The 15,903-nt window shown below is 58.2% G+C and carries 16 protein-coding genes; 9 read left to right on the forward strand and 7 right to left on the reverse strand.

What is annotated here, in order from left to right; all coding sequences use genetic code 11:
* Window positions 1-47 precede the first annotated feature (47 nt).
* From ACK6BI_RS09570 to ACK6BI_RS09580, 3 genes are all read left to right on the forward strand, one after another.
* On the forward strand, window positions 48-392 hold the full coding sequence (locus ACK6BI_RS09570; RefSeq protein ID WP_409316891.1) for a hypothetical protein: 345 nt from the start codon (window positions 48-50) through the stop codon (window positions 390-392).
* A 209-nt stretch (window positions 393-601) separates the two neighbouring features.
* Window positions 602-1,219: a hypothetical protein gene (locus ACK6BI_RS09575; RefSeq protein ID WP_409316892.1), complete on the forward strand. Its 618-nt coding sequence runs from the start codon at window positions 602-604 to the stop codon at window positions 1,217-1,219.
* 72 nt (window positions 1,220-1,291) lie between these two features.
* Window positions 1,292-1,723, forward strand: coding sequence for a hypothetical protein (locus ACK6BI_RS09580; RefSeq protein WP_409316893.1), 432 nt, complete (start codon window positions 1,292-1,294; stop codon window positions 1,721-1,723).
* Window positions 1,724-1,770: 47 nt separating this feature from the next.
* On the opposite strand, the gene ACK6BI_RS09585 is transcribed toward ACK6BI_RS09580, so the two are convergent.
* Window positions 1,771-2,562, reverse strand: a complete 792-nt coding sequence (locus tag ACK6BI_RS09585; protein WP_409317027.1) for a VanW family protein — start codon at window positions 2,560-2,562, stop codon at window positions 1,771-1,773.
* Between the two features lie 201 nt (window positions 2,563-2,763).
* On the opposite strand from ACK6BI_RS09585, the gene ACK6BI_RS09590 reads away from it, so the two are divergent.
* Entirely contained in the window at window positions 2,764-3,570 is an 807-nt protein-coding gene (locus ACK6BI_RS09590) for a glycosyltransferase family 2 protein (RefSeq protein ID WP_409316894.1), read from the forward strand.
* A 642-nt stretch (window positions 3,571-4,212) separates the two neighbouring features.
* Here the strand turns inward: ACK6BI_RS09590 and ACK6BI_RS09595 are convergent.
* From ACK6BI_RS09595 to ACK6BI_RS09620, 6 genes are all read right to left on the reverse strand, one after another.
* The gene (locus ACK6BI_RS09595; protein WP_176704500.1) at window positions 4,213-4,380 is read right to left on the reverse strand and encodes a hypothetical protein; all 168 of its coding nucleotides are present in this window, start codon (window positions 4,378-4,380) and stop codon (window positions 4,213-4,215) included.
* 10 nt (window positions 4,381-4,390) lie between these two features.
* A complete protein-coding gene (locus ACK6BI_RS09600) occupies window positions 4,391-4,633 on the reverse strand; it encodes a hypothetical protein (protein ID WP_409316895.1) in 243 nt (80 codons plus the stop codon).
* 93 nt (window positions 4,634-4,726) lie between these two features.
* The gene (locus tag ACK6BI_RS09605) at window positions 4,727-5,794 is read right to left on the reverse strand and encodes a lipocalin-like domain-containing protein (RefSeq protein ID WP_409316896.1); all 1,068 of its coding nucleotides are present in this window, start codon (window positions 5,792-5,794) and stop codon (window positions 4,727-4,729) included.
* Window positions 5,784-8,255, reverse strand: coding sequence for an FtsX-like permease family protein (locus tag ACK6BI_RS09610; protein WP_409316897.1), 2,472 nt, complete (start codon window positions 8,253-8,255; stop codon window positions 5,784-5,786). The genes ACK6BI_RS09605 and ACK6BI_RS09610 overlap by 11 nt, the downstream gene beginning before the upstream one ends.
* Window positions 8,252-8,905, reverse strand: a complete 654-nt coding sequence (locus ACK6BI_RS09615) for an ABC transporter ATP-binding protein (protein WP_409316898.1) — start codon at window positions 8,903-8,905, stop codon at window positions 8,252-8,254. Before ACK6BI_RS09615 ends, ACK6BI_RS09610 begins: the two co-directional genes overlap by 4 nt.
* 50 nt (window positions 8,906-8,955) lie before the next feature.
* Complete coding sequence (locus ACK6BI_RS09620) at window positions 8,956-10,653, reverse strand: sulfatase-like hydrolase/transferase (RefSeq protein WP_409316899.1); 1,698 nt, start codon at window positions 10,651-10,653, stop codon at window positions 8,956-8,958.
* Between the two features lie 389 nt (window positions 10,654-11,042).
* Between ACK6BI_RS09620 and ACK6BI_RS09625 the strand changes: the two genes are divergently transcribed.
* The 5 genes from ACK6BI_RS09625 to ACK6BI_RS09645 are packed head-to-tail and all read left to right on the forward strand — an operon-like array spanning window position 11,043 to window position 15,887.
* Complete coding sequence (locus ACK6BI_RS09625; protein WP_409316900.1) at window positions 11,043-12,395, forward strand: UDP-glucose dehydrogenase family protein; 1,353 nt, start codon at window positions 11,043-11,045, stop codon at window positions 12,393-12,395.
* The gene (locus tag ACK6BI_RS09630; RefSeq protein ID WP_409316901.1) at window positions 12,392-13,429 is read left to right on the forward strand and encodes an NAD-dependent epimerase/dehydratase family protein; all 1,038 of its coding nucleotides are present in this window, start codon (window positions 12,392-12,394) and stop codon (window positions 13,427-13,429) included. The genes ACK6BI_RS09625 and ACK6BI_RS09630 overlap by 4 nt, the downstream gene beginning before the upstream one ends.
* An 18-nt stretch (window positions 13,430-13,447) precedes the next feature.
* Window positions 13,448-14,194, forward strand: a complete 747-nt coding sequence (locus ACK6BI_RS09635) for a sugar transferase (RefSeq protein WP_409316902.1) — start codon at window positions 13,448-13,450, stop codon at window positions 14,192-14,194.
* On the forward strand, window positions 14,194-14,841 hold the full coding sequence (locus tag ACK6BI_RS09640) for a CpsD/CapB family tyrosine-protein kinase (protein WP_065261825.1): 648 nt from the start codon (window positions 14,194-14,196) through the stop codon (window positions 14,839-14,841). The genes ACK6BI_RS09635 and ACK6BI_RS09640 overlap by 1 nt, the downstream gene beginning before the upstream one ends.
* A gap of 20 nt (window positions 14,842-14,861) precedes the next feature.
* Window positions 14,862-15,887, forward strand: coding sequence for a polysaccharide biosynthesis/export family protein (locus ACK6BI_RS09645; RefSeq protein ID WP_065261824.1), 1,026 nt, complete (start codon window positions 14,862-14,864; stop codon window positions 15,885-15,887).
* Window positions 15,888-15,903: the final 16 nt, after the last annotated feature.

Below are 15,903 nucleotides of genomic sequence, written 5' to 3' on the forward strand. Positions count from 1 at the left end.
TCCGCTTACTTGAACGCCAAATTTATACATGAAAAAAAACAAAGAACATGAGAACAAAACTTAAATACGAACTCCAACCCATCCGAGTACCAAGCGGATGGACAATCACAATCAACAATCTTTACGAGGTTGATCTCACTCCCGAAACTGCAGAGTGGTTTAGCAGTTCAGTTTTACTAGGTGGTGCACGACAAACTACGGGACACTGCTTTGACTCCAGAGTTGAACCAGAAGGAGACCCATCGGGGGAGTTTGTAATTGAATTCCTAACGATCAAGTACGACAATAAAGGGAACCCTTTAAAAAACTCTGAGACACTCCTAGGGAAATTCAAAACAAAAAACAAGATGGAATTTATTAAAAAAATTGAAGATTTTATGCTTGAAGCATAACAAACCAATACAACACGACCAAAAGATAGAAATCTATTTTTTCGTTGAAAAAAATAAACCCGCCCCCTTTTCAACCCATTTCATACATTATGTTCTTGAAGACAATCCACCACTGCCCTCAGATGCGGAATGGAATGAAGAAGATTAAAAATCTTCCATCTCCAACATCTTCTCCAAACCGGTGTATTCAGTTCTCGCTGGAGAGCACGATGATTTTCTCAATTGATGTTACAGAGTGTTTTGGCGCGATCGACTCCGATAACGCAGGTGGACTAATAACTTATATCCGCATTCTACCCATCGAAAACCCTCAGAAAAAATTTAGCCTTACATTATCAAACTTCGTACTAAACTTAATCGACGAGCCCGTTATCTCCTCGATCAACAGACAAAACTCAACTTTTCTGGAAAACATGACCGATGACGGTTTTCTCATAATAAAGCATGCCAGCATTTCCTTTGAATCAATAAAGGGCTACGAAAAGCTTTTGCGCTCATCAAATCGAGATGACGAATATATAATCCACGAGCAATATGGCCAGGATTTAAGTACAGGAGATAAAATTTACGATATCAGCGGAAGACTTTTCTCGGCTCCAGACATTTCTATCAATCTCGCCTTAATTTCGCCAAAAAATATATCACTTGAATTCAACTCATCAGAATACATATACATAGAAAGCTATCCAAAACTTCAAAAATCTTTAGAAAAATTAAATTCAAGAGAAAAATTTTCTCAACCACCTCTTACAGGTCTATTTGATTCCACATATAGCAACACTCACACCACCAGTAACTTTGATACCGGATATCGCATTTACAAATAGCAAATTACTTTATAACCATAAATCGAAAAACATTACAGCATTGACCTTCACCTCAACCAACGATTAAAAATCATGATCTTCAAATCAGAAAACAAAATCATCGACCCAACCTCGGTAACCTATCGCAGCCTTGGCTTCGGTGAACCTCTCTCTAACAATGCAAAAAAATATGCTTTATCAATAAAAATTCACGAACTACCAGAGCAATTCTACGAGCTAACAAATGCATTCATCGCCGAATGTATACAAGACGATAACAAACAAGGCTACGCCGATATCCCTGAATTACGAGATTGCAATTACCCGCCATTTTCAACCCTTATAAAAAGCCATCCAGACGTAGCAGCGACCCTCATCAAGGACCATTTATTCTTTGAGTTGTTCTATTTGCTCTTCCCATCAAAGGGAAAGCTGGAACTTGTAATAAACTCGATTTCCGGAGTTTATTATCTGGACGATACCTTTCACCTATGCGGCGAAACGTATCCCTACCGAAACCTGTAATTTCGTTATTTCCGTCACCCGCTCAAAACCTAAGAAAAAAACACAACTTACTGCTGCCTTTCAATGATTTGCTCCTCCACCGCATACTTAACCACCACCCGATTCCCATACAACTTCTCCCTCACCACCAACGCCCCCACCTGCCCCTTCTCCCGCACCTCCCGCCAGATCTCGTTCTCCCGAAACACCCGCTCCCCCTCCCGCACAAACCGGTGCCCCACCTCAAACACGTGGTACCGAAACTCCCGTTCCCGGTCGCTCAACAATTCCCCCTCCAGTTGCGTTTCCCCGACTTTCAACTTCAGCTGAAAGCTCCGGTCCGTCGGGTTGTGCAGTACCAGGTCGATGTAGTTGTAGAAGATCGCCGCGCCCGAGCCGAATGGCAGGACGCGGCCATCGTCCGGGAAGGGGTCGAAGCTGTGGTTGGCGCGTTCGATGACGTCCAGGGATGAGTGAATGGCCATCCAGTGGATGAGGTTGCTGAGTTGGCAGATGCCGCCGCCGATGCCGGTGCGGGCCTGGCCGAAGGACAGTTCCATGCCTTCGACGTAGCCGCGTTTTCGGGTCGGGCGGCCGACAAGGCGGCAGAAGGAGAAATATTCGCCGGGGGCGATGGTGACGCCGTCGAGGGCGGCGACCGCGAGTTTTAGGTTGATGACTTTGTTGTGTTGCAGCGCAAGGTCGGAATCGCCGAGTTTGCGGATCAGTTTTGAGGTGTGTTTGAGGTAGCGATACGGCAAGCGTTCAGCCGTCGCGGCAGGCCGTGCGTAGCGTTTGCCCGAGCAGTGCCAGGCGATGTGGCGGAACAGTCTTTTTTGCCACACGCGCAGCCAGTACAGCGCCGGGTGGTAGAGGGAAGTGGTTTCATCCGTGGCGAACGGCGCAGGCCGTTGTCTTCCTTGATCCGAACAGGGCGGCGCATCTTAACCGAAATTAAGCTTGAACTAAGGTTGCGTCCCTACCATCCGGGCCACATCGCAGCGGGTTCTGTGTGTTGATCACCGCCTGCGAAACCATTCGATCCGATGTGAGCCCTGACCATGAGAGCGTTTGAATTCCCCTCGGAAAAACAGCCCACATTCAGTCTGGTATTGGTCAATTACAAGACACCGGACATGACCCGGATGTGCCTGGAGTTTCTCGAACGATACGTGAAGGACAACCGGATCCCGGTATGGGTCGTGGACAACGATTCTGCCGATGAAAGTCTGGCTTACTTGCGCACCCTGGACTGGATCAACTTGATCGAGCGACCTTCTCCCGGCAAAGAAGCCGGTCATATCGCTCACGGCAAGGCGCTTGATCTGGCACTTGAAAAGCTTGAAACCGATTATCTTTTTTTGCTGCACACCGACACTTTCGTTTACGACGGCCGTGTCTTTTCAATGATGATGAAAGAGTGCATGCAATCTTTGGATACAGCGGCAGTCGGTTGTGTCGAACAGCTTGACCGGGGTGTTTTAAGAGAGGCCTGGCGCTTGTCTTCACGTTACTTCAAACACTATTTCCGGCGGGCGAAACTGCAGTTGGGCCTGCGCTCCCGGGAGCCAAAGCCGTATCGTGAAACCCACCTCAAAAGCTTCTGCACCTTGTGGAATGCCCGGTTGATCAAGGCCCATGGCCTGCATTTCTCGATGGATGACCGGGTCCCGGGATACACGCTGCAGGATCGGTTAAGCAGCCTTGGTTACGGCATCAGGTTTCTGTCGCCGCGTACGATTTTCCGTTACCTGGATCACATCCAGGCCGGCACCGTCGCGGCTGCCGGTGGCTACGCGAAAAACCATCGCCGCACCACGATGTATCAGCAGACACTCAGGCGTATTCAGATACAGCAAGGCATGTGAGCGGCGAAATTCCGCAGACAATAAAAAAGGGCGACTTTACAGTCGCCCTTTTTTATTCGAATTCTTTGGTCCTCTGTTCTGAGGAGGTGTCCGCCCAGTGTAATGGCCTGGCAATCCATGCACCGGTAAAGAGCCCTGACACTGGGCGAACGGGAAGGATTTTAATGGAAGTTGGCAGATATGTCGTGCTAATTGAAAATGAATTTTATGTACTAAAACGTTAACAACCACTGATCATCGATATTTCCCGACAAACTTCGCGAATACCCCGCTCGGGAACACTTTATATGACTGTTTTCATACCACTATTTGTACAAGAACAGTCACTCTGTAGAGTTAATACTCAGCCTTGATGCTCACTGGTCACTTTTAATACATCCTTGGAAGTGCCTGAAGGGTTTCCAGCCTGACCCGTTTTTTCATTGAATCAATTCTGGTGATTTTCAGTTGTACCTGACTCTGGCGAAACAACTCGCCACCCGGGTTGCTGCCGCCCACGGCGTTACGCAACTCACCGATCCCCTCGGCTGAGCCAGGCAGACCTTTATCCACATCGGTGTCGAGACACTTGGCGACGGAATGCACGACCTGGTGGCGCCTCCCCTCCTTCCCTCTCAAGCCGCCAAGGAACCTGGATGCCGCTTAGCGCTGTTTCGCGGTTTCTTGGGCTGTCGATTCGCCGCTCGGGGTGCCTTTGCCGCTGTCCTTGCGACGGGTGGGATCGGTCGGACGCAGGGCATCGTTATCCCGTTCGGTTTCGCCCGGTGGCCGGGGCTCGTCCGGGTGAGAATGGTCGGTTTTGCTGTTCATGGCTGACTCCTCAGGCTTCAGGGTCGTCGAGTTCCCGGGCGACGTTGGCTTCAGGCGAATGCTTGTGCCGCGCCCTGGCCTTGTCCGTCAGGTCCTGCCATTGATCCAGGTCGATGGCGCCCTGACCGAACAGGTCATCGGCCAGACGCTGCAAGTCCAGAAAATACGCATCGGGAGATTGTTGCCAATAGGCTTCATCGTCGAACAGACGCTGCCAGGTGGCGAGGTCAGGGGGCTTAAGGTCGTCGCTCATGGGAGTCCTCGACTCGGTCGCGGGTCAAAAGTCGCGCCGCGTTCCCGATAGAGAACGGCAAAGGCCGCAGAGTTCCGACGTATTTCAAAGGGATCAATACCCGGTCATCTCCAGATACCCGCGCCCGCCTTGGCTGCCGCTCAAGCGCACCGGACCTTCCCAGTACGGAATGCGCAGTCCCATCCAGGCATCGTGATTGATTGCATCGAGGGTAATGTCCAGGTGTTTGTCCGGGATGCCGATCGACCAGCGCACCGGCATCGAACGGCCGGCGATATTCGCATTGTCTTGCGCAGTCAGTTTGATCTGCCCGGCGCGCAGCGTTTCGGTCTGGCCATCGGCGCCAATCCAGGTGCCGGTGAGGTACGGCGCGCCCTCCTTCTGGCGCATGCGATAGAGCATGACGTGGGCGCCGTCGTCCAGATGCAGGGAGAACCAGTCCCAACCGGTCTGGTTGGCGGTTAGTGGCTGGCTGCTCCATTCGCGGTCGAGCCACGCCGGGCCGCTGACGGTGTAGGTCTTGCCATCGATTTGCAGGGTGCCGCTGGCCTGGAAAAACGGCTGGCTGTAATAGTAAGAGGCCTGACCCTGTTCGGACTTCTGACTGAAGCCATGATCGCCTTGCAGCACCAGCGGACGGCTGGAAGTCAGCCTCAACTGATAGCTGAAATTCTTGTCCTTTGCGCTGAGCTGCATGTCGCCCAGCGGATCGCTTGCCTGGCTGACGAAACGCCAGTCATCGATCCACGCCTCGAAGGGCACCGCACGCACACCGGCCTGGCCGACGCCGCCCCGGGCGTAGCGCTCGGCAGCGTGATGGACGTTGGCCGATGTCACCGCTGCATGACCGAGCCAGATCGTTTGACTGGCCCAGCCCGGCTGTTGCGGCGAAGCGTTCAACGCACTGCGAAACAACGTCCACTGCACGCCGAAATCATTGCCCTGGGTGTCCTTGAGATTGGCGGTGACATACCACCACTCGATGCGAAAACCCTCGTGGGCGCCGTGATCCGCCGGAAAGCTGAATGCCCGCCCCGGCACCACCGGCGTGAAGGCCTCGGCCTGAGCGCCCATCCCGGCGAAGCCTTTCTGCTCCGGTGCCGGGTTGTCACAACCACCGAGCATCAACAGCAGCACCAACGGGACGAATTCAATCCTCATGGGCAAACGTCCTCAGCAGATCCGCCGGTTGTGTACGGTACAGCGAATACAGCGGCCACGCCGAAGCCAGCAACGTCGCCAACAACGCCAGCCCGGTCAGTTGCAGCAACTGCCACGGAAACACCCGCAGCGGCAGGCGCCAGCCGAAGGCCTGCACATTGATCACCGCATCCAGACACCACGCCAGTCCGATGCCCAACGGCAACGCCAACACCAGCGTCAGCACCGCCAGCAACCAGGTCTGGCCGAGGTTGAGCAGCATCAGTTGCCGTCGTGTCACGCCCAGTGCCCACAGTGGTGCCAGTTGGCCGAGGCGGCTCTGGCTCTGGGTTAGCAGGCTGATGAACAGCGCCACTCCGGCGACCGCGAGCGTCAGGCTGTTGAGCGCGGCCGTCGCGGCAAAGGTCCGTTCAAAAACCTGCACCGACCAGCCCTTGAGCCGCGCCTGGTCGACAATGCGGCTGTCGTCGAGCTGGAAACGTGCCTGCAAGGCGCTGAGCAATGCCGGAATCCTTGCCGGCTCGATCCGCAGGTTGAAGCGGTTCGGTGTCAGTTGCGGCCAACTGCGCAACAGGTGATTGCTGTTGACCAGCACATGCCCTTTGGGATTGCCGTAGTCGGCGTAGATCCCGACGACACGAGGCGACCACGACAGGCCCGGCGTGGGAATCGTCAGGTGATCACCCGGCCGCACCTTGAGCCGGCGCGCAAGTTGCTCGCTGAGCATCACCGCGTCATCCGTGGCCAGCAACGCCCATGGATCGGCGCCGCGGGATTCGAGCAGCGGCCAGTGCTGGCGATAGTACGGATGGTCGATGATGCCGAACACATCCGTCGGCCAACCCTGCAATGTCACCGAAATCTGCCAGTTGGGCAGGATCGCCGTGACATCCGACTGTTGCTTGAGCCAACTGTACAGCTCGCGAGACTGCGCCGGATTGTTCGGATTCAAATACAGTTCGGCGGAGAGCCGCTGCTCGAGCCAGTCGTTGAAGGTCTGGCGAAAACCGGCGGTCATGCTGCCGGCACCGATGTTGGCCGCCATCGCCAACAGCAGCGCCATCAACGCCAGACTCAGCGCCGGCAATTGTTGCCGGCAGTCGGCGAGAAACCACTGTCCCAGCACCGAACGGCGGCGCCCGGGCAAGCCGTTCAACAGCGCACTGAGCACCACTGGCAACGCCAGCGCAGCGCCGAGCAGCAACCCGGCCATCAGCGCAAATCCGCTGGCCAGACTGTTGCCCCACACCAGCGCGATCAAGGCAATCACCGCGAACACCCCGGCCACCCGACCCTGACGCCGCAGCCAGCGCGCATGCTGTTCATGCCAGGCCTGCGGATCGGCCACCGCCAGCAATGGCAGCCGCGCCGCCCGCAGCAGGCTGCTGGCGCCAGCCAGCAACGCGCCAAGCAGGCTCAGACCGATACCGCTGAACCACCACCAGGGACTGAGGCGCAACTGCCCCGCCACTTCCGCACCGTACAACCCGCGCAGGCTGGCGGCGACATCCGGCAGCAACACGCTCGCCAGCCAGTAACCGCTGACGACGCCGAACAACCCGCCGATCAACGCCAGCGCACCGAGTTCGACGGTCAGGCAAGCGATCAGCATTCGTGCACTGACACCACAGGCGCGCAAGGTACGCAGCAATCCGCGACGCTGCTCCAGTGCGAGGCCAATGGCGGCATGCACGATGAACAGGCCGACGATGAACGAGAGAAATCCCAGCGCGTCGAGATTCAGGTGAAAGCTTTCGGTCAGCCGCGCCAGGTTGTTTTCTTCACCGCTGCTCTTGAGCTGCAACTGACCCTGGAACGCTGCCGGCAGATCCGCGTGAAAATCCTTGGGCAGCAGCAGGCGCGACAGTTGATCCGGTTGCTCAAGGATTCGCTGGGCCGCGCCGATGTCTACCAGCAACACACCGGGCGCCATGTCCTTTTGCGCCAGCAGCGGTGGCAATGTCTGGCCGGTTACGGTTTGCGGTGTCGCACCTTCGGACAGGTTCAGCGCTTGCAAGGTGTCGGGGGAAATCCAGGTGCTGCCCGGCGGGCTGAAAAATTCGACGATGCGTTCGATCGGCATCGCCTGCCCTGCCACCGCGCTGTCGGCGGGCAGGGATACCGGTTCGATGCCCATCAGTTGCAGGCGTTGGGATTCGTGCCCCTTGAGAATCAAACGCCCTTGCAGCACCGGCGAAACCGGCCAGCCCTGACGGCGCAGATCGACAAACCACTGCTGGGAAAACGTCGCGCCATTTGGCGTGCCGAGGCTGGCCTGGGGTTCGCCGCCGATCATCTGGCTGGCGCGGGCGTAACTGCCCCGGGCCTGACTGTTGAGCGCTTCGACACCGGTCAGCAGGCTGGTGGCCAGCCACAACCCGGTCAGCACGCTGAAAAATTGCACCGGATGTCGTCGCCAATGACTGAACAAGGCGATCAGGGTCTGCCGCAAAACCCTCACGTCAGACGCCCGCTGGACAGCACCACGCGCGCAGCCAGCCGAGCGGCCACGCGCCGACTGTGCGTGACCATCAACAACGTGGTCGGCGTGTCGTCGAGCAGTTCCAGCAACAGCCGCAGCACTTCATCGCTGGTCGCTTCGTCGAGACTTCCGGTGGGTTCGTCCGCCAGCAACAATGCAGGCCGCGACGCCAGTGCCCGGCCGAGCGCGACCCTTTGCTGCTGGCCGCCGGAAAGCTGTTCGGGATATCGCTTGAGCAAGTCTTTCAGCCCCAGACGCTGCACCAGATGATGCTGCCAGCGCGGGTCATGCCGCCCGGCGAGTCGCGCCTGAAACGCCAGGTTGTCCTCGATCCGCAAACTGCCGATCAGGTTGTACTGCTGGAACACCAGACCGATTTCCGTACGGCGCCAACCGGCCAGTTGCGCTTCACTCATTTCGTCGAGTCGAAATTCGCCGCTGCGTATGCTGCCGCTGTCGGCCTTGTCCAGACCGGCGATCAGATGCAGCAATGTGCTTTTGCCGCTGCCCGACTCGCCCATCAGCGCCAGACTGCTGCCGGGTTCGAGCGTCAGGTCGATGCCTTGCAGCACCGGCAACGGGCCTTGCGGAGTGAGATAGCTTTTGAAGACGTTTTGAACCTGCAGCATGCCGCCATCCGATCGTTGCGTGTCGGGCAAGGATAGCGGATCGCGATGAGTTACTGCCCTGCTGCAACACTGGTCGACGCCTCACCCGGCGTCACAATGCTGTTCAGGTCGATGTGCTTCCACTCGGGCCTGGCCCCCAGTCGCGCATTGAAGCGGTAGTTGAAGGTGAAGTCGTCCGCCGTCGGCACGCTCAGCGGTTTGCCGTAGATCGGCTCGATCCCCGCCAGGTCATAGCCCATCAACTGCAACAGTGTCGGGAAGATGTTGTAGTGACTGGAGCGATCCTTGTTCGCCGCCAGTTGTGCCGACCAGTCCAGCGTGTGCAATTGATCGCCCTGAATCACCACCAGTGGCACCAGCCCTTCCTCTTCTACCGGGTCGCCGCCGCAATGGGTGTTGAGCCCCGGGTTGCCGCGTTCGTGCAGATCCTGGCCGTGATCCGAGGTGTAGATCAGCAGCGCGTTGCTCAGGTTGGCCTGGGCGAACACCCGCGAAAAAAACTCGCCGACGTTCCACAACACGGTGTTCTTGTAGGCGTTGCGGTAAAGCACCCAGTCATCCGGCTGGCCGTTGAAACCGTCGCGTTTGCCGGTGTCGGCGATTTCAGTGAATTGGCCGCGCGGCAAGGTCGGACGGTAAGCCATGAAGGCGTCCGGGTATTTGTCGTGCACCGGGAAGTGCGCGCCGACCTTGTTGATCACCACCAGCTCCGGTCTGTCGTCGTTGAGCAGCTCGATCAGTTTGGCAGCGGCGGCCATGTCGCGATCGCGGACACTGGTCTGGTCGAATTGCACGAATTCGTCGATGTCCTTTTTCTCGCTGTCGGTCATCAGGTTCTGCAGGTTGCCGCCGGTGCGCTGGGCATCGATGTAGACCGTGCGCAGGCCGGCCTTTTTCGCGTACTGCCAGATCGACGGTTTGGTGCTGTTGATACGCATGTAATCGCCACGGGTGCCGCCGTAGCGCAGCGTGACGTTGGTGTCGGCGCTGCAGTTGGCGATGGACGCGGCGTAGCCGTAATTGAAAATGTCCACGCCGGGATGCGCTTGCTTGAGGCTGCTGTGCACGCCGAACGGCGTGTTGATGTCCAGGTAATTGCCGGAAATGCTTTCGTCGATGATCAGCACGATGTCGTGACTCACTGCGGGGCCGATGCGCGCCAGTGTCACCGGTTCACGGGGCCCGACAGTATTGTGCAGCGCCTCGTAACCGAACAGGTTGAGGTAGGCCAGCGGTGTGTACATGATCGGCAAGCCCCGCGCCCCTTCTCCGGCCCGCACGAACAGCACGGCGCTGAGCAGCAACACACCCATAATCGGCGCCGCGACTCGCAATGGGCCGGGAACCGGAATCGAATGACGCGGCCGCAGGCCGATACCGAGCAGCAGCAACAGACCGTTGAGCACACCATGAACGATCGCGTCGCGGTACTGGTAAGCCGCTTCCTGAATGAAGCCGCCCGAGTACACCAGCGAGACAAAACTGCTGTACGTCAGGTAGTCGGCAGTCACCCGTGTATACACATCAAAGAACACCGCCGAGACAAACATCGCCAATGCGAACAAGTGCCGGATGAAAGTCTGCCTTATATAGGCCGTTAGTAATAATGCGAAAGTCAGCGCCAAAAACATCGCGCCAAAAAGCAGTACTGCCGAACCGATTCCTATGGCGTTTAAACGTTCAAGGTAATAATCGGAATAAAGCAGTAGATAGATAATTAAAAGCAGTTCTTTCAAATATCGAAACATGGCGATTCCAGGCACTGGCAGCAGGTATTGTCAATCGCTTGTCGGTCAATTTCTGACACTAGCAGCGAGCCTTCAAAGCGCAAGAATTGTCGGACTTTGGCCAAAAGCGTCAAAAAAACATTGACTCAAAACTGACACACCCAAGTCGCTACAGGCCTTGAATTTTGTGGCCTACGACCGTTTATCGCTTTCTTGGAATTGTGAAAAACATGTCAAGGACGGGACAAATCCAGATACAGCAAGTACTTGATGGCTATTAGCCCAAAAAAACGGGGGTGTTATACACATGCAACATGTCATTTTGCTGACACGCTTTTCCCACCCTGCGCTATACCCCTTTTGACAGTTCCAATTCGATCTTCCTCCACCGTCTTGCGAGGCACGCCAATATGGACGTGAGCGTATTTGGTACGGGCTATGTTGGCCTGATACAAGCTGCGGCACTTGCCGATGTCGGACATCGAGTACTGTGTGTCGATATAGACCCGAACAAGATTAAACAACTGCAACAGGCGGTTCCGCCTATCAGTGAACCGGGGCTGTCGGCCACTCTGGAAGAAAACATCAAGGCCGGGCGCCTGTTGTTCACCACCCAGGCCAGCGATGCCGTCGAACATGCCGAACTGATCTTCATTGCGGTGGGTACACCGGCTGACGAGGACGGTTCCGCCGACCTCAGCCACGTGCTCAATGTGGCGCAGCAAATCGCAAGCTTCATGGAGGCCGATCGCACCTTGATCATCAAGTCCACGGTGCCGGTCGGCACGGCGGATCAGGTGCTGGACACTGCCCGCAACGAATTGCGCCGGCGCGACAAAAGCGGCGTGAACGTGCGGATCGTGTCCAACCCCGAATTTCTCAAGGAAGGCAGCGCCCTCGCCGACTGCATGCGCCCGGACCGGATCATCGTCGGCACCCTTGACCCCGAGGCCCGTGCACAGTTGAGCGAGCTGTACGCGCCGTTCTGCCGCAACCACGAAAAACTGATGTTCATGGACAACCGCAGCGCCGAGCTGACCAAGTACGCGGCCAACGCGATGCTCGCCACCCGTATCAGCTTCATGAACGAACTGGCCAACCTCACCGAACGGCTGGGCGCCGACATTGAGGCGGTGCGCAAGGGTATCGGTTCCGACCCGCGCATCGGTTATCACTTCATCTACCCTGGCTGCGGTTTTGGTGGCTCGTGCTTCCCCAAGGATCTGCGCGCCCTGCTGCACACCGCCGAGCACAACGGCATGCCGCTGAAACTGCTGCGCAGTGTCACCGAGGTCAATGACAGTCAGCGGCACATCCTGTTCAGCAAACTCAAGGCACAGTTCCCGCAGGGGCTGGCCGGCAAATCCATCGCCATCTGGGGCCTGGCGTTCAAGCCCAACACCGATGACATGCGCGAAGCCCCCAGCCGATATCTGATGGATGCGCTGTGGGCCGAAGGTGCGAGCGTGCAGGCCTACGATCCGGAAGCGATGTCCGAGTGCCGGCGCATTTACGGCTACCGCGATGACCTGCACCTGTGCGCCACCCGCGACGACACCCTGGAAGACGCCGATGCGCTGGTGATCTGCACCGAATGGAAGAACTTTCGCGTGGTGGACTTCGAGCTGCTGGCCGAAAAACTGCGCTCCAAAGTGATCATCGACGGACGCAACCTCTACAACCCGGAACAAGTGGCCGCCGCCGGCCTGCACTACAGCGGCATCGGCCTGCGGCATATCGCGCCTGACGGGTTGCGGCCATGAAGATCCTGGTCACCGGTGCGGCCGGCTTCATTGGCGCTCATTGCGTGTTGCGCTTGATGCGCGACGGGCATCAGGTCGTCGGCCTGGACAATTTCAACGCCTACTACGACCCGCAGCTCAAGCATGACCGCGTGCGCTGGGTGCGCGGTCAGGTCGGTGAATTCCAGATCGCCCGAGTCGATCTGGCCGACGCCGCCGCCGTCGATGCGCTGTTTGTCCGCGAATGCCCGCAAGTGGTGATCCACCTGGCGGCGCAGGCCGGGGTGCGTTATTCGCTGGAAAACCCGCAGGCCTACCTGAACAGCAACCTCAGCGGTTTCCTGAACATTCTGGAAAGTTGCCGGCACCACCCGGTCGAGCATTTGATCTATGCCTCGTCGAGTTCGGTGTACGGCGCCAACCAGCACACGCCTTACACGGTGCATGACGACGTCAATCATCCGCTGTCGCTGTACGCCGCGACCAAAAAGGCCAATGAGCTGATGGCCCACAGCTACAGCTACCTGTTCGGCATTCCCTGCACCGGGCTGCGCTTTTTCACGGTGTACGGACCCTGGGGCCGGCCGGACATGTCGCCGATCCAGTTCGCCCGGGCCATCACCGAAGGCCTGCCGCTGAAGCTGTTCAACTACGGCCTGCACCAGCGGGACTTCACCTATATCGACGACATCGTCGAGAGCATCGCCCGCCTGACGACGCACCCGCCGCATACCCGTCCGGAATGGGACCGCGAACACCCGGACGCGGGCAGCAGCATGGCGCCGTGGTGCCTGTTCAACATCGGCGGCCACCATCCGGTGGAGCTGAAAACCTACCTGGCCCTGATGGAAAAACACCTCGGCCAGAAAGCCATCGTCGAGCTGCTGCCCCTGCAACCGGGCGATGTGCTCAACACCTGTGCCGACACCGACGATCTGGCCCAGGCCACCGGGTTCCAGCCCCGGATAGAGCTGGATGAAGGCCTCGGGCGTTTCATCGCCTGGTATCGCGATTACTACCCGACAGCCTGTCGCCCACGCGCCGTTCGCGGCTGAGCACCAGCGGAGGACTCCATGACTGGACATGAGAAAGGCGTACCGATCCAACACCTGGTTCGCGACAAACGCATGGATCCGGAACATCGAATGCGCCTCGACGCGGCCATCCACCGCCAGGGGCAAGGCTGGGTGACCGGACGCGAGGGTGGCCGCCCCTGGCAGCTGTCGCGCACCAACCGGGTCCTGGCCTGCATTGGCGCGCTGGTCATTCTGCTGATGCTTTCGCCACTGCTGATCGGCCTGGCCATCGCCATCAAGCTCACCAGCAAAGGCCCGGTGATGTTCGTGCAGAAACGCACCGGTTATCGCGGACGCAAGTTCGGCATGTTCAAGTTCCGCACCATGGTCGCCAACGCCGAAGAACTCAAAGAGTCGCTGCGCCACCTCAACAAGCACGGCGCCGACGCGATCGACTTCAAGATCGATCAGGACCCGCGCATCACCCGCATCGGCGGTTTCCTGCGGCGCACCAGCCTCGACGAACTGCCCAACCTGATCAACGTAGTGACCGGTGACATGCGCCTGGTCGGCCCTCGCCCGACCTCGTTCAACGCCTATCGCTACAAGGACAAGCACCTCGCCCGTCTGGCGATCTACCCCGGCATGACCGGCCTGTGGCAGATCTCCGGACGCAGCAACATCGACTTCGACCAGCGCGTTGAGTTGGACCTCAGCTATATCGCCGAGCAGAGCCTGTTGCTTGATTTGAAGATCCTGTTGAAAACCCCTTTCAAAGTATTCAGCGGCCACGGAGCAAGCTAATGGACGGTTCAACCAACAAAAGCCTGAGCATTGCCAGCCCCAGCGAGTCGAACCTGGCGTCGACCGTGCTGGACCTGGATCTGCGGATCCTGTTCCTGACCGCCGCCAACCCCGGCGCCGGCACCACCACCAGCGCCCTGGCCATGGCCAGCCAACTGGCGCAGATGAGCAGCGGTCTGGTGCTGTACGTCGACGCCAGCCAGTCGGCGAACAACCTCACCCAGCAATTGAACCTGAGCAAGGAGCGCGGTCTGCGCGACCTGCTGTTCAACGCCGAGAACCCGCCATTGTTGCAGGACTGCGTGGTGCAGGTGTCGAGCCTGCCCTTCCACGTCCTGCCCAACGGCCGGCCGATCCGCACCATGGAACACCTGACCGCCGAACGCCTGAGCCCGTTGCTCGACCAGTTGGGCAGCCAGTACCGCTTCGTGGTGATCGACGGCGATGCCGTGTACTCCGCCGCCGACACCCTGGTGCTCAGCACTCAGGCCGATGGCGTGGTGTTCGTGGTGCGCGCCGAGGACACCCGCTGGGAAGTCGCCCAGGCCGCCGTGCAACGGCTGACCCAGGCCGGGGCGAAAGTGGTCGGCAGCGTGTTCAACCGGCGCAAGTACTACATGCCCAAGTGGCTGTACAAAAACCTGTAAGCAACGCGAGGGATGACGCAATGAACGCCAAGATACTGGTTCTGCTGATGCTGCCGCTTGCAGGTTGCTCCAGCAATTCGGAAACCCAGACCATGCCGGTGAACATCCTCACCGCCACACCGGCCAACGCCCAGGCCACCGACATGCCGAGGATCGAGCAGACCCTGCGCCCGCAGGATGTGCTGGATGTGATCTTCCACATCAGCACCAGCGGCTCGGACGCTTACCGCGTGCAGTCGGGTGACCAGATCGGCCTGAACTTCACCGCTGCCAGCCAGCTCAACGGCAACCAACTGGTGTTGCCGGACGGCACCATCAATCTGCCGGGCGCCAACACCTCGGTGAAGATCGCCGGACTGACCAGCGACGAGGCACGGGACGAGATCCAGCGCGCCTATCAGCGCAAACAGTTGTTCCAGCCCAACCGCAATCAGTTGACCGTGCAGGTCATCAGTCCGCTGACCAACGAGCAGAACCTCAAAAGCGCCCTCAACCATCCGGCCACCGGCATGAGCCGCGAGATCACCGTGGGTAACGACGGCTACGCAAGCTTCCCGGAAATCGGTGCCGTGCCGCTGCAGGGCATGACAATCAATCAACTGGAAACCTTCCTCAACAAACGCTACGCGCAACTGCCAGGAAGAATGACCGTGGACGTCATGCTCAAGTCCACCTCCGGCAACGAAATCTACGTGCTCGGAGAAGTCGGCCAGCCTGGCTCCTACCCGATCCGCCGGCCGGTCTCGGTGCTTGAGGCGCTGACCCTGGCCCGGGGCACCAACGTCAAGGCGCGGCTGGACTCGGTGATGATCATGCGCCGCAACGGCAATCAGGTGCAGGCCGTGCGCTATGACGTCGAGAAGGCACTGGCCGGTGACGCCTCGCAAATCGCCTACCTGCAACCGGACGACATGCTTTACGTGCCGAAGACCAAACTGGCGAGCGCCGGTGATCTGGCCCGGCAACTGGCCGACGTCGTGCTGTTCCAGGGCGTGGGGTTCAGCTTCGGCTACCGCGTCGACAACAAAGGCAGCAACAACAACTGACTCTCGGGTGACCTGA

The sequence above is a fragment of the Pseudomonas sp. KCJK9016 genome (assembly GCF_046231795.1).
In the GTDB taxonomy this organism is placed as follows: Bacteria; Pseudomonadota; Gammaproteobacteria; order Pseudomonadales; family Pseudomonadaceae; genus Aquipseudomonas; species Aquipseudomonas bananamidigenes.